Genomic DNA, 19,575 nt, shown 5'->3' on the forward strand with positions numbered 1-19,575 from the left:
CGGCAGGCATGGGCGTTCTCCTTTTTAGTATTGCAATTTCAGGCCGACATTGAAGCTGCGGCCGGGGGCCGTGTAGGCATCCTTGACGGTGGAACTGTCTGTCAGACCACGAACGTCTGACCAGTTCCAGTATTTGTTGTCGAACAAGTTGCTGACCCCGGCGTACAGCGTCGCGTATTTGTTGATGTGGTAGCCGGCGCGCAGGTCAGCGATGGCGGCAGCGGATGGTGCGAAATCGGCCGGTTTCGACATGTCGCTGCGGCGCTTGCCTGCCTGATAGCTGACATCGGCTTGGGCATGCCAGCGTGCGCCGGGCTCGTAACGCAGGCCGAGCACCGCCATGAAGGGATTGATACTGTCGAGCGGTTTGCTGACCCCATCGGACTCGGTGCTGCCCTTGGCGTACGCCATACCCGCCTTGACGCCGAGACCGTTGGCAAATTGCCAGTCGAGCCGCGCTTCCAGTCCGCTGATGCGGGCGTTGCCGCGGTTGACATATTGGATGATGAATGGATCGTCATAGGGGCGACCGCTGCCGCTGATGCGTTCTTGCGAGATGAAGCTGCGATAGCGTCCGGCAAATGCGGCCGTGCTATAGCGCAGCACGTGGTTGCCCGCGGCGCCGATCTTGCCGCGCAATCCAAGTTCAATCGTGTCGCTGGTTTCAGGCTTGAGATCGGGATTGCCGATGGTGACGTAGCCGTGCATCGGGTTGCCGAAGCTATTATTTACCTGGTCCGGCGTCGGCGTGCGGAAACCCCGTGCATATTGCATGTAGGGTATGAGCGCCGGATTGATTTCAAGCATTAAAGCCAGTCTTGGCGAGACGGCGTGTCCGCTGGAGGCGGTTGGGTTGCCGGTGTAGGCCGGGTCGTCCGTTTTGGGGGTCAGCCGATAGGCATCGAAGCGTACGCCGGGAATCAAGGTCAGAACGCCATGCGGCGCGAACCGGATTTCATCTTGCAGAAAAGCGCCGAATAGAGCGTAGTCGGTATCGGGAAAGGCCTTGTTCGGGAACGGTTCCTGGCCGGAGCCGGGGATAGCGCCGTTACGCAAGCCCGTGATGCGCGCCATGCTGGTATCGAAACCGGCCACCAGCTTGTGTAGCAGGCTGCCCGTATCGAACCCGCTTTCAGCTTGCGCCGAACCACCAAGAGTATTTTCGCGATAGGTGTTGTCGCGGCTGCGATCGACGGCTGGAGTGCGTTTTTCGTAAGAATACTGACGATTGCCGGCATCCTGAAAATACAGCTGCGCATGCGCCTTCTGGAACAGGCGGCTGCCGTTTTCCTGGCTGCCCTTGAAATCGTAGTCGAGGCTGTAGCGATTCCGCTCCACCCTGTCGTCGGCGTTCAGTCCCAAGGTTGTCGGCGTGATGGCGGATAAGACATCGGAGACGGTCTTTTTTTCGTGATGTTCAAGCGTCAGCGTCAACTTGTCGCGCGGACTCGCCTTGAACACCAGCTTGCCAAGCAAGGAGTTGCTATCGCTATCCTGAGGATTGGCGGTGTCGCGATCCGGGCCGGCGATGTTGCGCCGGCCCTGGGTTTTTACTTCATGGCCATGCCGTTTATTCGCAATCAACATGGCGTCAAAGCGTTCGCCGCCAAGCGCCGCCACTGCCGTGGTGGAGACGCTGCCATCCATCGAATCGTAGGATGGCTTGATCGAGAAGTAAGTCGTTGCGTGAAAAATATCCAGGAAATCGGCGGGATCTTTTGTGATGAAATTCACCGCGCCGGTCAGGCCGTCGCTGCCATACATTGTCGAGGCCGGGCCGCGCAGAATTTCGACCCGCTTGTACAGATCCATCTCGCCATAATCACCGCGCCCCGCCTCCAGCGGCCCGAATGAAAATGCGCTTGGCAGCCGAATGCCGTCTTCCATCAACAGGATGCGATTCCCTTCCAGCCCGCGAATGTTGATGCCTTCATTGCCGCCACGTCCGCCGCCGCTGGCTGCGGAGGACGGACGATAAGGACCGCGCCGCACCGTCACGCCGGGTTCGTAACGCAGCAAATCCTTGACGTCCCTGGCTTGCTGCTCTTCGATGGTGGCGGCATTGATTACCGAGATACTGCTGGGCGTGCGCGCCAACGGCGTCTCGGATCGGGTTGCCGTCACCGAGATTTCTTCGAGTGCGTGATCCGGGTTGTAACCCGCTGATAACGGTGTGGCGGCTGGGCTGTCAATGTGTGCCGGTTGTGCTGATGCAGGCAAAGATGTGACTGCCGCAAGCAAGGCCAGCAAGCGTGTGGCGGTGGCTAACTCCGATAGGGCAAGCCGAGGTGAGGAAGTGGACAAAGCGTACTCCAAAGTCAATAAACAAATGCTTATTGGCTGGCTACGCTAAGATGCGGCTGGCTAAGATAAGGGGCGCGTTGAGATGAAAAACTGCGCGGACGAATGGGGTGTGACTTGCACGAACGAGATGCTAGCACAAGTGCATCATGGAATCATGATAGGTGACAATCATTCTCATTTGCAAGTGCAAAACCTAAGCAAAACCTTAATAGGACTTCTGCGACGTAGGTTTGAGAACACCCTCCTTTCTGAATTTGCAGGAATAGGCACTATTCATATGTTAGGCAACGGACCTGCATACTCAGGTTTTCCAAAGCGAAGCGCCTCCCCGCCAATTGCCTCACGCTTGCCTTTTTAACTTGCTTCCACTACAGTCAACGTTCGCTGGGATAACCGAAGCCGCACTACGAAACCCGATTCTTTGCATTGCTCGGTCATGGCTGTCAAGCACATGCCGAGATGATCAGTATCGGATTCGCCATGGGCATACAGGTCTACCTTCTCGCGTTAACGGCGTTCATTGCCGCCATTGATGAAAATATTTTCATCGGCATCCTCCCTGTCGTTGCGCAAGACTTACAGGTGTCGGTCGGGGCGGCGGGGCAATTAACCAGCATTTTCTCTATCACCTTTGCGCTGACCGCGCCGCTGCTGCTGGCATTCACGGCCCGCATCGAGCGCAGAACTCTTCTCGCCTTTGCCGTCGCTGTCTTCGGGCTCAGCAATCTGCTGGCCGCATTGAGCGGTAGTTATCTGCAGCTGTTTTTTGCCAGAATGTGCATGGCGATGAGCTGCGCGTTGATTTGCCTGCTGGCGACGACCATTGCGACCAGGATCGTGGCGCCAACCCATAAAGGGCGTGCCATCGGCATTGTGTTCATGGGCATCAGCGGATCCCTGGTGCTGGGGATTCCGGTCGGCTTGCAGGTATGCGATATCTGGGGCTGGCGCGCGATATTTTATGCGCTGGCCGCGCTGTCGGTACCCTTACTGGTCGCGATCAACATGATGCTGCCGAAGCTGGCCCCCGCTGCGGCGATCCCCATGATCAGCTACTGGCGGCATATCCGGCAAAGCAAAATGCTCAGCGGACAAATGATCTCGATCCTGATGATCGGCGGTCATTTCACGCTGTTCGCTTATCTGACGCCGTATGCCCAGGCGAAGCTCGGCATCAGCCTGGCGTCGATCAGTTTGCTGTTTATGCTGTTCGGCATCGCTGGCGTAGTGGGTGCTTATCTCGGCGGCTGGGTATCGGATCGGGTCGGGGCAACGCAGGCGCTGATACTCAGTCCGTCGCTCTATCTGCTGACAATGTCGATGTTGCTGTTTACCGGTGGCTCGGTATTCCTGTTTGTCCCGTTCATGATGTTATGGGCTTGCCTGAGCTGGACTATCACGCCGGTGGTACAAAATTACCTGATCCAGAGCGACCGCAAAAATGCCGACGTCAGCGTCAGCCTCAACCTGTCGGCGATGCATGTGGGAGTTGCGCTGGGCACGGCGGTTGGCGGGTGCGTGGTGAACTACGGTTTGCTCGATGCCACACCATGGGTCGGCTGCGGCATTGTCTTGCTGGCGATCGCGGCGGCGATTTTTTCCACCCGCAGCGGCAGTGTTGCTATCGACCCATCGACACAAACCGACGCTGCTTAACAATCAGGACTTGCGCAAAACCGCCGGCATCCGCAATGCATGCTCGAATGCCGGTCGACCTCATGGGCGCCTATAGCTTCTAGTTGTTGCCAAACTCCCTGGACCACTCACGGGCGAGCAGCGCGAAGAGCACGTCGTCAACCCACTCTCCGCGTAAATGATAGCTTTCCACGTGATGCGCCTCTTGACGGAAGCCCAGCTCTCGGAACAGTGCCACGCTCGCCGTGTTGCGAGGGTCGACTGAACAGATCAACCTGCGATAACCCCACTGCCGGAAAGCGAGGCTGATAGCGGTCGCCACGACCTCGCGTGCATATCCTTTGCGCTGATGAACTGGTCTGAGCGATACACCGAACTCGATTGGATCCTCCGTTGTTGCCGGGAACTGTACTCCGAAGTCGCCGATCAACTCGCCGGTTTGCTTGTGGCGGATGGCAAGTTGACACCATTCACAGGCCTGGCCGAATTTTATGTTCAACTGCCCGGAAATGAAATCGACCGTCTCTTTGACGCTGGCAGGTTGCCAGCCTTGATACCTGGCCACCTCCGGATCGCCACGATGTTCATAGAGAGCCTTTGCGTCTTTTTGACTAAGCGCGTCAAGTATCAAGCGCTCCGTCTCAATCAATGTTCCTATGTTTCGCTCCACTTCTGCGTTCCTTTATTTGGGATCCGTTCGTGCACTGCGTCGCGCAGTATACCGCTGGCCGGAGCTGACCCATCCAAATGGATAGTGGATTTCACGTCCGATTAAAACTCGTCTGTCGCAACCGAGAAAATCAGCGTCGCGTGGTTGCAGGCGCAGGTACTGACGGCAAAGTACGCTCGGCTGGTTGCCCTCACTGCTTCGGAGAATGAAATGTTCAAACGCCACTTCGCATCCAGGATGCCAGGCCTTCTCACCATGTCGTTTGCGGCGGCAGTCGTGGGCGTGTCCGTAACGCCCGGTACAGTACATGCGGCTGGCGCAGCCTACGACCATGTCTATGCATTTGGCGATAGCTATTCGGACAACGGCGCCCTGCTACATCTCGCGCAACAGACCGTCGCAGCGAAAATTCCCGAGGCAGTGGTTTTGCCAGCCGCTCCCGAGGCGAACCTATATTGGAAGGGCCGCTGGTCTAACGGCGCCACCGCCGTAGAGGATCTGGCGAAGAAGCTGGATGTCGAAATCACCGATTACGCGATGGGCGGTGCGAAGAGCGGCGATGGCAATTATTATGCGTGGCTAGACTACTTCCGCGACACCGGGCTGCTTGGTCAGGTGCGAGCGTTTACCGAGAGCCTCGGCGGCAAGCCCGCGAATCCGCGCGCGCTGTACTTCGTTTCGGCATCGGCGAACGACTACTTCCAGATGGGCGATTTCTCGCGTACTGAAACTCCGGAACGGCTTGCCGAGCGCGCTGTGGCGAACACAAGGTACGCCGTGGAACAATTGGTGTCAGCTGGGGCGCGCAACATCATGGTGTCGAAGTCATATTGGCTCAGCAATGTACCGGCAGTATTTACGGCTGCTCGGGCGGTCGCCACCGCAAAGGCGTTCGCGCAGAGATACGACGATGAGTTGCCGCGTGCATTGGGCGGCATCGGCCGCCTTGCGGACGTCAAACTGACTTACTTCGAATGGAGCAGGGCCATGCAGCAGATCGCAGCCAATTCGAAGCAGAATGGCATTTCCGATGTGCAAACGCCTTGCCAGGTGACGCTGCCCAAGCCTGCTCCCGCCTGCGCTAATCCTGATGCGCATCTGTGGTGGGATGAGTACCACCCGACGCGGCACACGCATGCGTTGTTGGCCGACGCAATGGTTAAGGCATTGAAGCCGCGCTGAGACGTCAACGAAACTTACCTGTCCCGGACGATATATTGGGGGCTGTTATATGGACGTCGACGCACGGAAGCCGTTGGCAATCAATAGAATATGTTGGCATAATCTTTGTCGGCATTATTCATTGTTCCAGTCCAAAAAGGAGAACCCATGCAACTCATCGGAATGCTCGATTCGCCTTACGTGCGCCGCGTCGCGATCTCGTTGCAGCTTCTGGATCTGCGCTTCGAGCATCGTTCCATCTCGGTCTTCAGCACATTCACGCAGTTTCAGCAAATCAATCCTGTCGTCAAGGCGCCATCGCTCATCTGCGACGACGGCGAAGTCCTCATGGATTCAACGCTGATCCTGGAGTACGCCGAGGCGCTCGCCGCTTCGCGCAAGAGCCTCATGCCCGCCGGCATCAGCGAGCGTCGGCACGCGCTGCGGGCCATCGGGCTGGCCCTGGCCGCGTGCGAGAAGAGCGTGCAGATCGTCTACGAACGGAACCTGCGGCCTGCCGAGAAGCGCCACGAACCCTGGGTTTCCCGCGTAACCGGCCAACTCCTCGCGGCCTATGAGGCGCTCGAAGCCGAACTGGATCGAAGGCCGCCCGCCGTTAGCAGCGCTGCCATCGATCAAGCCGGTGTGAGCATGGCGGTCGCGTGGCACTTCACGCAAATGATGCTGCCCGACGTTGTCGATGCAGCCAACTATCCAACGCTGCGCAAGTTCTCGTCGCAGGCCGAGTCGCTGGCGGAGTTCAAGGCTGCGCCGCATGGGCCAGACACCTACCGCCACGGAGGCTGACACCTGTCGAGCTTTCGCTCTTGGGAAGCGCGAATGGCGCAGTGCGGCAGGAAACAGATACCTCGTTTCACGACGTGCCAAGAAATCGCAGATCACCATTATCTACAGGGATTGACAATCGTTTTCAAACACGCTAAGTTTCCACACGGAAACAGACAGAGCCGTACGGGAGCGTCGCATCCGAGTGAATAAAGCGGGAGGCAAGCATGCTGGATACCCTTTCTTCTTACTTCGAGACGAGCGGTTTCATGCCGCACGGTCATTGTTTTCTCTGGACCCCATCATTGCTTTGGAGCTATGTAATAGCTGACTCCATCATCGCCGCCTCCTATTACTCGATCCCGGTCGCACTGTGGTACTTCGCGCAGAAGCGGCCGGATCTCCCGTTCCGCTGGATTTTCGTGATGTTCGGCGTCTTTGTGATGGCTTGCGGTACTACCCACATCTTTGCGATCTGGAACATATGGATGCCCAATTACTGGGCTGACGCGGGAATGAAGGTGCTCACGGCAAGTGCTTCCGTCATGACGGCGGTCCTACTGTGGCCGCTGATACCCCAGGCGCTCGCCATCCCAAGCCCTGAACTGCTTAGGCGTGCCAACCAGGAATTACAAAATGAAGTGAGCCGGCGCATTCAGGCAGAAAACGAGCTGCGCAAAGCCAACAGTGCACTGGAACAGCGCACTGCACAACTTGAGGCCGCAAACAAGGAACTTGACGCTTTCAGCTATTCAGTGGCCCACGATCTGAGAGCCCCTCTGCGCCGCATCGGTGCCTTCTCGCAGTTTCTCCAGGAGGATCTTAAGAGTCCTAATGGTCTTGATACCACAGACGCCCACTATTTCGACATCATTATCCAGTCGGTCAGCAAAATGGGCAAATTGGTGGATGACTTGCTCATTTTGGCGCACACAGACCGTCTTAAGATGAATCGGCAAGCCGTCGATCTGAACGGCATTATCGAAGCGGCGCGCAAGGAATGTGAGCCCTTGGGCGGAGAAGATGCCGAATGGCAATTAGGCAGCCTGCCGACAGTGCGGGGGGACGCAACGCTATTGCAGGTGGTTTTCACGAACCTGCTCTCCAATGCGGTGAAGTTTAGCCGTAAGCGTGACCACCCGATCATCGAGATTAAATCTCTGCCCGGTAAGGGCGATGAGATGATTGTGGTCGTGAAAGACAATGGTGCGGGCTTCGATCCCAGTCTGGAAGACAAGCTGTTCTGCGTTTTCCAGCGCCTTCACCGGGACGACGAATTCGAGGGCAACGGCGTCGGCCTCGCAACCGTGCAGCGTATTATCCATCGACTTGATGGTCGGGTCTGGGCTGAGGGAAAACTGGGTCAGGGCGCGATTTTTTTCGTTGCCCTGCGACGCGCATAAACTGGCGGCTTGCCCGCATGACGGATCAAGGCAGTAGATCGTATGCGGCCGGTCGCAGCGTTTCATACAATCCTTTCAAGCCGGATTTTCGACATGGCTGACAGCCGCAAGCAAGCCGGACGGATACGGAAAAACCAGCGAACTTCTTACACCGAAAGATACGCCCGGCGCACCGCATCATCGGCCGCCAATTGCGCCATCGTGCCCTGATACCGGATATGCCCGTTTTCCAGCACGTAGGCGCGATCGCTGACCAGTTCGGCGAAGTGCAGATTCTGTTCCGACAATAGAATCGCCATGCCTTCCCGCTTCAGGGTCATGATCATGTTCGCCATCTGTTCGACGATCACCGGCGCCACCCCTTCCGACGGCTCATCCAGCAAGACCAGGTAGGGATTGCCCATCAGCGTGCGCGATACGGTCAGCATTTGCTGTTCGCCGCCGCTCATCTGGCCGCCCGGCCGTTGCGGCATTTCGCCCAGGTTCGGGAACAGCGCGAACAGCTTTTGCGGGGTCCATTCGACCGCGCCCGGGCGCTGCGGCTGACGCCCGACTTCGAGATTTTCAAGCACTGTCAAATCGGCAAAAACGCGCCGGTCTTCCGGCACAAAGCCCATCCCCATGCGGGAAATCTCATACGGCTTGGAACGGCCGATATCCGCACCGCGAAAATGCACATCGCCGCGGGTGCGGTCGAGCAAGCCCATCACGGCCTTCATGGTGGTCGATTTGCCGGCGCCGTTGCGTCCCATCAACGCCACGACTTCACCGCGCCGCACTTCCAGACCGACGTCGAACAGGATATGGGCGCGCCCGTAAAATGCGTTGAGGCCAGCGACCTTCAACAAAATATCGTTACCGGACTTCATACAGCGCCCTCCTCTTGGTCGGCGGATGCCTTGTTTTCAAACGTTTTACCGCTGCCGAAATACACTTCCTGCACTTTGGGATGATTGCGGATGGTCTCGCCGTCGCCTTCCGCGATCAACTGTCCGCGTGCCAGCACGATCATGCGGTCGGCGAAAGCGAACACCACATCCATGCTGTGCTCGGTAAATAACACCGACAGATTGCGCTCAACCACCAATTGCTTGGTCAGCGCCATCAGCGCGTTGCGTTCTTTCGGCGCCATGCCGGCGGTCGGCTCATCCATCAGCAACAGCTTGGGACGATTCGCCAGTGCGATCGCGAGTTCCACACGCTTGACGTCGCCATATGCCAGCACGCCGCAAGGACGTTGCGCCTGGGTTGCCATGCCGACCTGCTCCAGCAATTGCATCGCTTCATCGCGATAGAAAGAAGCCGCCGGACGCCATAGCTGGAACAGCTTGCGCTCGCGCGACATCAAGGTCATTTGCACGTTTTCGACGACGCTCATCGAACCGAAGGTGGCGGAAATCTGAAACGTGCGGCCAACACCGAGACGCCAGATGTCGCGCGGTTTCATATGGCCGATATCGTGGCCGTCGAACTTGATGGAGCCGGTGTCCGGACGATACTGGCCGTTCAGGATATTGAAGCAGGTCGATTTGCCGGCCCCGTTCGGCCCCAGCAAGGCCAGCAACTGGCCGCTGGGCAAATCGAACGACACGCCATTTACCGCTTTGACGCCGCCAAACGCCTTACTGATGTTATTTACCTGGAGCAGACTCATACTGCCTCCTTGCCGGACGACGCCGCTTGCTCTGGAGCATCGCTATCTTTATCTCGCTCAAAATATCTCTGGAAAAAGCCCACGATACCGGCCGGGAACAGCAATACCAGCAACAGAATCGTCATGCCCAGAAGCGCGCGCCAATAATCGGTTTCCCTGGCGACGGTATCCTGCAGCCAGGTAAATACGGCGGCGCCGACCACCGGCCCCAGCAAGGTTTGCACGCCGCCCAGCATCACCATCACCAGGCCATCGACGGAACGGCCGACGCTGATCGCTTCCGGCGAAATGCTGCCTTTGGAAAAGGCGAACAGCACCCCGGCAACGCCGCAAAACAGACCCGCCAGCACGAACGCCATCCATTGCACCCGTTTCACATTGATGCCGATGGCATCGGCGCGCAACATCGAATCGCGGCCGGCCCGCATGGCATAGCCGAACGGCGAAAACAGCATGCGCCGCAACAGCCAGACTCCCACCACGCTAAGCCCCAGCGCCAGGTAATAGTAGGCGATGGGCGACGCCAGCCAAGGCGCCGGCCAGATACCTAGCAGGCCGTTACTGCCGCCGGTAAACGCATCCCACTGATAAATGATGGCCCACACAATTTGCGAAAACGCCAGCGTCAGCATCGCCAGATAGACGCCGGACAGGCGCACGCAAAACCAGCCGAACAGCAGTGCCCCAAGCGCGGCAATCAGCGGTCCGGCAATCATTGCCACTTCCATCGGCAGATGCAGTTTGGTCAGCACCAGTGCCGCACCGTAAGCGCCCAGTCCGAAATAAGCAGCATGACCGAAGGAATGCATGCCGCCCGGTCCCATGATGAAATGCAGGCTGGCGGCGAACAGCACCGCGATCAGGATTTCCACCAGCAACACCGTCAGGTAGGGAAACATGGTGGACAGCAACGGCACCAATAACAGACCGGCCAGCGCGACCCAGCCGAGCTTGCGCAGCAATCGCGTGGCCGGGCGCAACGGCGTCTCCGGCTGCCCGCTGCTGCGCGCCGCCGCCTGCGGCCGTCCCAGCAAACCCCAGGGGCGCACCACCAGGATCACTGCCATCACCAGAAACTCGACCACCAGCGTCAGCTTGGATAAGGACACTTCAAACCCGCCCAGCGATATCTGGCCGACGCCGATACAGAGCGCCTTGATTTCAGCGATCAGCAGCGCGGCCAGGAAAGCGCCGCTGATCGACCCCATGCCGCCCACCACGACCACCACGAACGCATTGCCGATGGTTTCCAGATCCAGCGCCAGATTGGCCGGCACCCGCGGCCCTTGCAGCGCGCCGCCCAGACCGGCCAGGAAGCAGCCCAGCGCAAACACGCCGGTAAACAGCCATGACTGATTGATGCCGAGCGCGCCTACCATTTCCCGGTCCTGGGTCGCGGCACGGATCAGCGTGCCCCAGCGCGTGCGATTCAGGATCAGCCACAGGATGCCCAGCACCAACGGGCCGATCAGGATCAGGACCAGATCGTATTGCGGCAGCCGGTGCCCAAGAAATTCGATCGAGCCGGCCAGGCCCGGTGCGCGCGGCCCAAACAAATCTTCCGGCCCCCAGATATACAAGGCGGCATCCTTGAGTACCAGCACCAGCGCGAATGTGGCCAGCAACTGGAACAGTTCCGGCGCCCGGTAGATGCGCCGCAAAATGACGATTTCCACCAGCGCGCCGAGCAGCGCCACCGCCGCCGCCGACAGCAATACCGCCGACCAGAAGCCGACTCCGCTGGCGCCGATCAGGCTGACCAGGGTATAGGCGATATAGATCCCCAGCATATAAAACGAGCCATGCGCAAAATTGACGATACGGGTCACGCCGAAAATCAGCGACAACCCGGCCGCCACCAGAAACATGGTTGATGCATCGGCCAGGCCGTTGATCAACTGCACTAACAAACTTGAGAGATTCATACACTAAGTCCCATAAGGTGGCGGGGAAGGATCACACTTCCATAGCCGGAAATCGCTTGCATCCCCGCGTACCGGTCAGTCCGCCGGACGCAGTTTTTTTACTTCCGCATCGGGCAGTTGTACCGATGCCCCATCGACATACGTAAAGCTGGTCATCACGCCTTTGCCGTCCTTGATTCCGGTGCGTCCGACGAAGGCGCCCATCGTGGACTGGTGATCTTGCGCGCGATAAGTGATCGTCCCGACCGGCGTATCCACTTTGAGTCCGCTGAATGCCGCGGCCAGCTTCTCGCTATCGGCCGCCCCGGCCTTCTTCAAACCGGCCGCAACCGACATCAGCGCCGAGTAGCCGACCAGCGAACCGTTGCGCGGATAGTCGTTGTATTTCTTGCGATACGCCTCCACAAATTTCTTATGTTCCGGGGTGTTCAAGGCATACCAGGGGTAACCGGTCACGATCCAGTTGGCCGGTGCTTCGGCGCGCAACGGATCGAGATATTCCGGCTCGCCGGTCAACAGCGACACCACATCGCGGCCTTCAAACAAGCCCCGAGTGTTGCCCTCGCGCACGAATTTGCCAAGGTCCGCAGCAAACAGTGCATTGAAGATCGCATCCGGCTTGGCATCGGCCAGCGCCTGGGTGACGGCACCGGCATCGACCTTGCCCAGCGGCGGCGCCTGCTCGGCGACGAACTGGACGTCCGGTTGCGCTTCTTTCAAGAGCTTCTTGAAAGTCGCCGCTGCGGATTGACCGTATTCATAATTCGGATAGACGATGGCCCAGCGCTTCTTTTTCAGCTTGGCGGCTTCCTTGACCAGCATCGCGACTTGCATATACGTGGATGCGCGCAGGCGATAGGTATATTTATTCCCGTTTTGCCAGACGATCTTGTCGGTCAACGGTTCTGCCGCCAGGAAAAATATCTTGCGCTGCTTGGCGTAGTCGGTGAGCGCCAGACCGGTGTTCGACAGAAAACCGCCAAACAGCAAACTGACTTGCTCACGCGTCACCAGTTCTTCCGCCACCCGTACCGAATCGCCGGGATTGCCGTTGTCGTCGCGCGACACCACTTCCAGCTTCTTGCCCAGCACCCCGCCGGCCTGGTTGACTTCATCCAGCGCCAGTTCCCAGCCGTGCTTGTACGGCTCCAGAAAGGCCGGCTGCATCTTATAGCTATTGATTTCACCTATTTTGATGGTGGCCTGGGCCATTGCACCTGCCGCGGCGGTCAAGCCGGCGATAGCAATGGCATGTCGTAGAAAACGTGTACGCAAAGTCATGATGATTCCTTCCGTCAAACGAGATTAGTGAAGCGATCCGATACTGTTAAAACACCCTGCCATCCCGCAGCAGCCACGCGTCGCGGCTGCCGCCTTGCGAGTTCTTATCAATGCTCCGCCGTTGCCTGCGCCCGTATCCGCGCCACGCTGTCCTCTATCCCGGTCCAGGCCGGTTTGTCGGCGGCAAAACGTGCACGCAAATAGCGCGCCAGTTCGACCACCTGCCGATCGTTAAAGCTATCCTTGAACCCCGGCATGTAACCGAGCTCCGCGCTGGCCGGTGCCGCGATCCCGTTGAGAATCACTTGCACCAGGTTGTCCGGGGTGGCGCTATGCAAATTGGTATTCAGCGCGAGCGAAGGCTTGACGCCGAATAGCGCCGGTCCGCTGCCGGCCTGGTGACACACCGCACAGGCGCCCTGATACAGATTCTTGCCCAGCGTCGACACATTTTGCGCCGGCAGCAGGCTGTTTTTTTCCATCTGCGCAGCCAGTTCGGTGTGCTCTGCCGCGGGCGCGGCGGGTGGATTGAACGAGGCGATGTAATGGGCGATCGCGCGCACATCGTCTTCCGGCAATTGCGTCAACTCGGTGACCACCGGCGCCATCGGGCCGGCCGCCACACCGTGCAGCCGCGAGTAGCCGGTGCGCAGATAATTGAATAGCTCTGTCTCGCTCCAGGGAATGGGCGCCGTCGACAATGCCGTCAGCGCGGGCGCTTCCCATCCTTCCGCCACGCCGCCGGTCAGATAGGCGCGCCCGCCTTTTTCCGCGCCGAGCAGATTGCGCGGCGTATGGCAGGCGCTGCAATGCCCCAGCCCTTCGGCCAGATACGCGCCGCGATTCCATTGCGCCGAGCGGGCCGGGTCCGCCTGGTACACCTGCGCTTTGTGGAACAGCAGGTTCCAGCCGGCCATCAGGGGCCGCAGATTGTAGGGGAAGGCCAGCCTGGTTGCGGGCGCTGCGCTCGCAACCGGCGGCTGCGCCATCAGGTAGCCGTACAGCGCCTGCAAATCGGCATCGCTGGTTTTGGCGAATGCGGTGTAGGGAAAGGCGGGATACAAATGTTTGCCGTCGCGATGAATGCCCTCGCGCATCGCACGTTCGAATGCGGCATACGACCAGTTGCCGATACCGGTTTTCACATCGGGCGTGATGTTGGTGCTGTAGATGGTGCCAAATGGCGTGTCCAGCGCCAGTCCGCCGGCATTCGGGACGCCGTTGGGCGCGGTATGACAGACCACGCAATCGCCTGCCGCTGCGACCAGCCGGCCGCGCGCAATGGTCGCCGCGGAATACAACGTCGGGTCCGGCGACGCGACCGGTGCAATCGACGAACGCCACGGCAACGCCAGCAAAACCAGGCCGGCTAACGTCGCGGCGGCAGCGCCCAATGCACCGTAGCGCCGCTTGCCGGGCGCGCGCCGATTCCCGGCCAGTGCCAGCTTGATGCGTTCACCGCTGAACGGCGGCGAACGCAGGCGCACGCCGGTCGCATCGAAAATCGCATTCGCGACCGCGGCAGCGGCAGGCAGCGCAAACGCCCCGCCGGCGGCCAGCCGGGTTGGCCCGGCCACGGTCGGGCATGCGCCGACCAGTTCCACCGCAGGGACCTGGGCCAAGGGCGATACCGCCAGCGTTGCAAGGTCATACTTGGCCGTGCCCCAGTTGTCAAACGACGCGCCGTGTTGCAACAAGCCGCGCACGGTTTGCCTGGCGTCGTCCTGGATCGGTTGGTTTTCAATGGCTTGCAGTGGCGGCGCTACCTGATCCGCGTCGGCAAAGTCTTGTCCGACCACCACCCGCGTCACGCTGACCTCACCCGATTGCTGATCGTACTCGACATCGGCGACCCAGGCCGACCAGCTGCGCCGCTCGTCGGCGCCGGCGTTTTCGATCACGTTGGCGTAGGCAAAGCCGCGCCCGCGCAGGATGCCGTCGGCTGTGGACGCGGCGCTTGCATCGCCCTGCGCACACCAGCCGGCTTGCCGCGCCACTGTTTCAATCAACGCCGCGCCGCGTGCATCCTGCAGGTGGCGCAAGCGAAATGCGAGCGGATCGGCGCCGGCCTGATGCGCGGCCTCATGCATATACGACTCATGGGCGAAGACGTGCGCCTGCGCCGGCTGCTGCAGCACACCGGCGCAGGCCTCTGCCACAGCGGTGTTGACGATATGCAGATTGGGAAAGGCATACGGCGGCAGCAGCGCCGGCGCCAGCCCCGGCTTATCCTGCACATCGCTGACCGGCAGGCGGGTGCCGGTCAGCAATAAAGCCAGGGTCGGCATTGGGCCTGCGCCGCTGCGGGCAGTCGTCGTATAGGTGTAGGCGGCAATGTTGCTTGCCGCATCCAGCGCGCCGGCGACATGCGCGACCAGATCGTGATGTGTGCCGGGTGGATGGCTGCGTACCTGCGCGGCATCCAGTTGGACCCGCACCATTTTCCTGACCGCATGCGACAGCAACGCCGCATCAGCGGCGGCATGGTTGCCGCCAGTAAGATGCGCGCCGGCACCCGGTGCAGCGGCAATGATACTGACGGCCGCTTGCGGGAGTGCCAGCAACGCTGCAATTTCCGCCGCCAACACGCGCGGCGCCGCGGTGGTCGCCCAGACCGCGATGTTTCTGGCGCTGCAATGCGCGATGGCCCATAAAGAAGGATCGCTTGCGTCGGTGGCGTCAGGGAGCTCGGGCCAGGCATAGGTCCGCTCCACCAGCGCAACGGCGTTTTGCATTGCGTCGGCCACATCTCCGCGTGCGAATAACGTTTGCCGGAGCGGCACCGACGGCTGGTTTTTATCCGCGCGGCCGAATGGCAGTGCGCGTTGCGGCAGCTTCCACGTCACCTGCAATCTGGCCACCGCCTGCAGCGCATATTTATCGTGCGTCGCCACCACGCCGACAAAATTGCCCTGCACCACGATTTTCACGATACCCGGGATATCGCTGACCGAGGCCGCATCTACCCGCTCCAGACGCGCACCGTTGTAGCGCTGGCCATCCCAACCGGTCAGCGGCGGACGCAGCACGCGGCCGAACAGCATATCGCTGCCGCCAGCCGTTGGCATCGCAGCGGACGGCGAGCCGGGGCGCATGTTCTTGCCCATCATGCGGCCCCCTCCTGCCGGCTTGCCGCGGCCGTCAATTTGACCGCGAGTTGCGCCGCGCGCAGGATTTCGATATGCGTGCCGCAGCGGCACAGGTTGAATTCCAGTTCGGCGCGAATCTCTTGTTCCGACGGATCCGGCTGGCGCAGCAGCAGTGCCTTGATGGTCATGATCATGCCGTTCAGGCAGTAACCGCACTGCGCTGCCTGTTCTTGAATGAAGGCTTGCTGCACCGGATCGGGCCGCCCGTCGCAAGCCAGGCCTTCCAGCGTGAGTATCTTGCGGCCTTCGACACCCTTTACCGGAATCACGCAGGAACGCGCCGCCACACCGTCGATCAAGACGGTACAGGCGCCGCACTCGCCCAGGCCGCAACCGAACTTGGGACCGTTTAAACCGAGGTCGTTGCGCAGTACGTACAACAAGGGCACGTCCGGCGCCACGTCCAGCGTATGTCGGGCGTGATTGACATCAAGTGAAAAGGCGCGTGTCGCTGACATGGCGTGTCTCTGAAAAGCTCTGCTGGCTTATTTAATTTAACGGCGATTTAGGTATCAGACCAACGGCACCTTGAAAACGTCATAACCGAAGCACCAGTCCGGATTTTCATTGTCGCGCAACCAGGTGTTGTTGTGCGAAACCAGTTGTACTTTGCTGGCACGCTCGGCGCGATTCGCCTCGTATAACGCAAATGCGCTGGAGAAATCGCTCAGACCGACTTGCTGGAAACAGCGTGTCAGCATCGCGGCATCCTCGATCGCCATCGCCGCACCCTGCGCCATATGCGGCTTCATCGGGTGGCAGGCATCGCCCAGCAGCACCAGGCGGCCACGGCTCCAGAGCGGCAATGGATCGCGCTCCAGCAGCGGCCACTTGGTGACATTCTCGCTGGCATCGATCAATGACTGCACGCCGTGGTGCCAGCCGTCGAACGCGGCGTGCATTTCATCGCGGCTGCTCGGCACCCAGCTTTTGCTCAAATCCCAGGTCGCTTCCGGCACCCCGGTCACATAATAAATCTCGTCTTTCTTGCCGGTAACGAAATACACCATCATATGGCGGTCGTCGGACCACCACTTGGTGCACAGGTCGTGGGTAAAACCCTTGACGCCGGACACCGGGAACACCGCGCGGTGGCCGACGTAGCCGGTGTATTTTGGCGGTTCCTCGCCGAGCAAGGTATCGCGGATCTTGGAATTGATGCCATCGGCGCCGATCACGATATCGGCTTCTTCGGTAGTGCCGTCGGTGAACGTCAGGTGCACCACGTCGCCGCGGTCTTCCACCTTGCTCAAGCGCTTGTTGTACGCCAGCACGCCGGCTGGAATCGCATCGATCATCAAGGCATGGAAATCGCCGCGATGCACGGTCAGGTAGCTGGAACCGTAATGCGACAGCGCATAGTCGCCCAGCGGGATCTTGGCGATTTCCTCGCCCGTCTTCCAGTCGCGGCTATACCAGAAATCGGGATGCGAGCCGGTCCTATTAAGCGCGTCTTCAATCCCGATCTTGCGCATCACTTTCATCACGTTCGGCCCCAGATGGATACCGGCGCCCAGGCGGGAAAACACCGGCGCCTGCTCATACAGCCTGACGTTAAATCCAGCCTGATGCAGCAACGATGCCGCAGCAGCACCTCCCAGTCCGGCCCCGATAACGGCAATACGCGGTGATTTTTGCACGATCTCTCTCCTAGCGATGATTCGAAAATTTGGTCGTCGTTTGATGAACTCGAATTAAGTGTACACACCACAAATTGCATTGTAAAGAAAATGTTTTCAGCAAATAAGCGCGCCCTTGTTTCGGGCGACAAATGCTGCATTGCGCCAATTTAGAGCATTCATACGCACTATATTGGTGATGAGAGTGAAAACCCAGACAAAGGCGAAAGCTCGCTTGCAAAGCGTCAAAAATTGTAATAATGTAGTGCATACACTATACATTGCTGGAAATAGCTCCCTTTACGGAAAGCTGCCGGCCTCTCAATGCAGCACTGTCAATTGGCTGTTTCACACTCAAGGAGATCAAGATGCAAAAAGCTTTCCGAATCGGGCAGATCGTGCCGAGCTCGAACACCACGATGGAAACCGAAATTCCAGCCATGTTGATGGCACGTCAACAGATACGCCCCGAACGGTTCACCTTTCACTCCAGCCGCATGCGTATGAAGAAGGTGGAAAAAGAGGAGCTTGCTGCGATGGATGCGGAATCCGACCGCTGCGCGCTCGAACTCAGCGATGCGCGCGTCGATGTGCTCGGCTATGCCTGCCTGGTTGCCATCATGGCAATGGGCCACGGCTATCACCGCGTTTCGGAAAAACGCCTGACCGCGCATACCGCCGCCAACGGTGCCGACGCCCCCGTGGTGACCAGTGCCGGCGCGCTGATCGATGCCCTCAAAGTCATCGGCGCCAAACGCATCGTCGTCGTCGCCCCCTATATGAAACCGCTGACCGAACTGGTGGTGGACTATATCCGCAACGAAGGTTTCGAGGTCGTGGATTACCGTGCACTTGAGATTGCCGACAACCTGGAAGTCGGCCGTCACGACCCCTCGCTCCTGCCCGCGATCGTAGCCCAGATGGACACCAGCGGTGTCGATGCGATCGTGCTCTCGGCCTGCGTCCAGATGCCGTCGCTGCCGGTGATTGCGCAGGTTGAAGCGATGACCGGCAAACCGGTGATTACCGCAGCGGTCGCCACCGCTTACGCGATCCTCAAGCAATTGCAACTGGAGCCGATCGTACCGGGCGCCGGCGCCCTGCTGTCCGGCGCATACTAATCGCACGCATCCGCAGAAAGCCATCATGAACAGCACTTTCCTCTACGGCGCCAACGTCAACGCCAACGGCATTCGCCAGCATTATCTGCGCTATGGCGGCAGCGCCGATGGCCGCGACCGGCGCGATGCCGTCATCATCGTGCCCGGCATCACCAGTCCCGCGATTACCTGGGGCTTTGTCGGCGAGCGCTTTGGGCGCGCATTCGATACCTATATCCTGGACGTGCGCGGGCGCGGCCTGTCGCAAGCCTCGGACACGCTCGATTACGGACTCGACGCCCAGGCGGCCGACGTCAGCGCTTTCGCGGCGGCGCTTGGACTGCAGCGCTACGCCATCGTCGGCCATTCGATGGGCGCCCGGATCGGGATCCGGGCCGCGCGCGCACAGCCGCCCGGCCTGTGCAAGCTGGTGCTGCTGGATCCGCCGGTATCCGGCCCCGGACGGCGCGCCTATCCCGCCAAATTGCCGTGGTATGTCGATTCGATGAAAATCGCACGGGAAGGCTGCAGCGCGGAACAGATGCGCGCCTTTTGCCCGACCTGGACCGAGGCCCAGTTGCAATTGCGCGCCGAGTGGCTGCATACCTGCGACGAACGCGCCATCATCGCCAGCTTCGACAGCTTTCACACGGACGACATCCATGCCGATCTGGCGCAGGTCAAGGTCCCGTCGCTGCTGATCGTTGCCGGGCGCGGCGACGTGCTGCTGCCGGTCGATATCGACGAATGCCGCAGCTTGCTGCCGCAGCTGGAAGTGGCGCGGGTAGCCAATGCGGGGCACATGATTCCGTGGGATGATGAAGAAGGCTTTTATGCCGCCTTCGGCGACTTCCTGGGCGCCCCGCTGCAAGCTGACTAATTACTGTA

15 protein-coding genes are annotated in these 19,575 nt (G+C 59.8%); 6 read left to right on the forward strand and 9 right to left on the reverse strand.

Annotated elements, in window-relative coordinates; all coding sequences use genetic code 11:
- Positions 1 to 24: 24 nt before the first annotated feature.
- Complete coding sequence (locus tag AC3CHX_RS18705) at positions 25 to 2,304, reverse strand: TonB-dependent hemoglobin/transferrin/lactoferrin family receptor (RefSeq protein WP_488629527.1); 2,280 nt, start codon at positions 2,302 to 2,304, stop codon at positions 25 to 27.
- A 459-nt stretch (positions 2,305 to 2,763) separates the two neighbouring features.
- On the opposite strand from AC3CHX_RS18705, the gene AC3CHX_RS18710 reads away from it, so the two are divergent.
- The gene (locus tag AC3CHX_RS18710) at positions 2,764 to 3,960 is read left to right on the forward strand and encodes an MFS transporter (RefSeq protein ID WP_488629528.1); all 1,197 of its coding nucleotides are present in this window, start codon (positions 2,764 to 2,766) and stop codon (positions 3,958 to 3,960) included.
- Between the two features lie 79 nt (positions 3,961 to 4,039).
- Here the strand turns inward: AC3CHX_RS18710 and AC3CHX_RS18715 are convergent, their stop codons facing one another.
- Entirely contained in the window at positions 4,040 to 4,609 is a 570-nt protein-coding gene (locus AC3CHX_RS18715) for a GNAT family N-acetyltransferase (protein WP_488629529.1), read from the reverse strand.
- Positions 4,610 to 4,819: 210 nt separating this feature from the next.
- Between AC3CHX_RS18715 and AC3CHX_RS18720 the strand changes: the two genes are divergently transcribed.
- The 3 genes from AC3CHX_RS18720 (at position 4,820) to AC3CHX_RS18730 (ending at position 7,959) form a co-directional block, all read left to right on the forward strand.
- Positions 4,820 to 5,791, forward strand: a complete 972-nt coding sequence (locus AC3CHX_RS18720; protein ID WP_488629530.1) for an SGNH/GDSL hydrolase family protein — start codon at positions 4,820 to 4,822, stop codon at positions 5,789 to 5,791.
- Between the two features lie 147 nt (positions 5,792 to 5,938).
- On the forward strand, positions 5,939 to 6,577 hold the full coding sequence (locus tag AC3CHX_RS18725) for a glutathione S-transferase (RefSeq protein WP_488629531.1): 639 nt from the start codon (positions 5,939 to 5,941) through the stop codon (positions 6,575 to 6,577).
- Positions 6,578 to 6,783: 206 nt separating this feature from the next.
- Positions 6,784 to 7,959: a sensor histidine kinase gene (locus AC3CHX_RS18730; RefSeq protein WP_488629532.1), complete on the forward strand. Its 1,176-nt coding sequence runs from the start codon at positions 6,784 to 6,786 to the stop codon at positions 7,957 to 7,959.
- Between the two features lie 146 nt (positions 7,960 to 8,105).
- Here AC3CHX_RS18730 and AC3CHX_RS18735 read toward each other — a convergent pair whose 3' ends face one another.
- The 7 genes from AC3CHX_RS18735 to AC3CHX_RS18765 form a co-directional block, all read right to left on the reverse strand.
- Positions 8,106 to 8,828 carry an ABC transporter ATP-binding protein gene (locus AC3CHX_RS18735; RefSeq protein ID WP_488629533.1) on the reverse strand — a complete coding sequence of 241 codons (723 nt, stop codon included), beginning with the start codon at positions 8,826 to 8,828 and terminating at the stop codon, positions 8,106 to 8,108.
- Positions 8,825 to 9,613 carry an ABC transporter ATP-binding protein gene (locus AC3CHX_RS18740; RefSeq protein ID WP_488629534.1) on the reverse strand — a complete coding sequence of 263 codons (789 nt, stop codon included), beginning with the start codon at positions 9,611 to 9,613 and terminating at the stop codon, positions 8,825 to 8,827. The genes AC3CHX_RS18735 and AC3CHX_RS18740 overlap by 4 nt, the downstream gene beginning before the upstream one ends.
- The gene (locus AC3CHX_RS18745) at positions 9,610 to 11,538 is read right to left on the reverse strand and encodes an ABC transporter permease (RefSeq protein WP_488629535.1); all 1,929 of its coding nucleotides are present in this window, start codon (positions 11,536 to 11,538) and stop codon (positions 9,610 to 9,612) included. The genes AC3CHX_RS18740 and AC3CHX_RS18745 overlap by 4 nt, the downstream gene beginning before the upstream one ends.
- A 75-nt stretch (positions 11,539 to 11,613) precedes the next feature.
- On the reverse strand, positions 11,614 to 12,819 hold the full coding sequence (locus AC3CHX_RS18750; RefSeq protein ID WP_488629536.1) for an ABC transporter substrate-binding protein: 1,206 nt from the start codon (positions 12,817 to 12,819) through the stop codon (positions 11,614 to 11,616).
- A 107-nt stretch (positions 12,820 to 12,926) separates the two neighbouring features.
- Entirely contained in the window at positions 12,927 to 15,929 is a 3,003-nt protein-coding gene (locus AC3CHX_RS18755) for a c-type cytochrome (protein ID WP_488629537.1), read from the reverse strand.
- Positions 15,926 to 16,426, reverse strand: a complete 501-nt coding sequence (locus tag AC3CHX_RS18760) for a (2Fe-2S)-binding protein (RefSeq protein WP_488629538.1) — start codon at positions 16,424 to 16,426, stop codon at positions 15,926 to 15,928. The genes AC3CHX_RS18755 and AC3CHX_RS18760 overlap by 4 nt, the downstream gene beginning before the upstream one ends.
- A gap of 54 nt (positions 16,427 to 16,480) precedes the next feature.
- On the reverse strand, positions 16,481 to 17,608 hold the full coding sequence (locus tag AC3CHX_RS18765) for an FAD-dependent monooxygenase (RefSeq protein WP_488629539.1): 1,128 nt from the start codon (positions 17,606 to 17,608) through the stop codon (positions 16,481 to 16,483).
- Between the two features lie 347 nt (positions 17,609 to 17,955).
- On the opposite strand from AC3CHX_RS18765, the gene AC3CHX_RS18770 reads away from it, so the two are divergent.
- Together AC3CHX_RS18770 and AC3CHX_RS18775 are read left to right on the forward strand one after the other, a co-directional pair.
- Positions 17,956 to 18,708: a maleate cis-trans isomerase family protein gene (locus tag AC3CHX_RS18770; protein WP_488629540.1), complete on the forward strand. Its 753-nt coding sequence runs from the start codon at positions 17,956 to 17,958 to the stop codon at positions 18,706 to 18,708.
- 25 nt (positions 18,709 to 18,733) lie between these two features.
- Positions 18,734 to 19,567, forward strand: coding sequence for an alpha/beta fold hydrolase (locus AC3CHX_RS18775; protein WP_488629541.1), 834 nt, complete (start codon positions 18,734 to 18,736; stop codon positions 19,565 to 19,567).
- The last annotated feature ends 8 nt before the right edge of the window (positions 19,568 to 19,575 follow it).

The organism is Glaciimonas sp. OK215 (genome assembly GCF_057787885.1).

What these genes read in the sequence shown, in the direction of transcription:
- AC3CHX_RS18710 (WP_488629528.1), top strand. Translation starts at nt 2,764, where the DNA reads ATGATCAGTATCGGATTCGCCATGGGCATACAGGTCTACCTTCTCGCG.
- AC3CHX_RS18735 (WP_488629533.1), bottom strand. Translation starts at nt 8,828, where the DNA reads ATGAAGTCCGGTAACGATATTTTGTTGAAGGTCGCTGGCCTCAACGCA.
- AC3CHX_RS18740 (WP_488629534.1), bottom strand. Translation starts at nt 9,613, where the DNA reads ATGAGTCTGCTCCAGGTAAATAACATCAGTAAGGCGTTTGGCGGCGTC.
- AC3CHX_RS18725 (WP_488629531.1), top strand. Translation starts at nt 5,939, where the DNA reads ATGCAACTCATCGGAATGCTCGATTCGCCTTACGTGCGCCGCGTCGCG.
- AC3CHX_RS18730 (WP_488629532.1), top strand. Translation starts at nt 6,784, where the DNA reads ATGCTGGATACCCTTTCTTCTTACTTCGAGACGAGCGGTTTCATGCCG.
- AC3CHX_RS18770 (WP_488629540.1), top strand. Translation starts at nt 17,956, where the DNA reads ATGCAAAAAGCTTTCCGAATCGGGCAGATCGTGCCGAGCTCGAACACC.
- AC3CHX_RS18755 (WP_488629537.1), bottom strand. Translation starts at nt 15,929, where the DNA reads ATGATGGGCAAGAACATGCGCCCCGGCTCGCCGTCCGCTGCGATGCCA.
- AC3CHX_RS18720 (WP_488629530.1), top strand. Translation starts at nt 4,820, where the DNA reads ATGTTCAAACGCCACTTCGCATCCAGGATGCCAGGCCTTCTCACCATG.
- AC3CHX_RS18760 (WP_488629538.1), bottom strand. Translation starts at nt 16,426, where the DNA reads ATGTCAGCGACACGCGCCTTTTCACTTGATGTCAATCACGCCCGACAT.
- AC3CHX_RS18745 (WP_488629535.1), bottom strand. Translation starts at nt 11,538, where the DNA reads ATGAATCTCTCAAGTTTGTTAGTGCAGTTGATCAACGGCCTGGCCGAT.
- AC3CHX_RS18750 (WP_488629536.1), bottom strand. Translation starts at nt 12,819, where the DNA reads ATGACTTTGCGTACACGTTTTCTACGACATGCCATTGCTATCGCCGGC.
- AC3CHX_RS18775 (WP_488629541.1), top strand. Translation starts at nt 18,734, where the DNA reads ATGAACAGCACTTTCCTCTACGGCGCCAACGTCAACGCCAACGGCATT.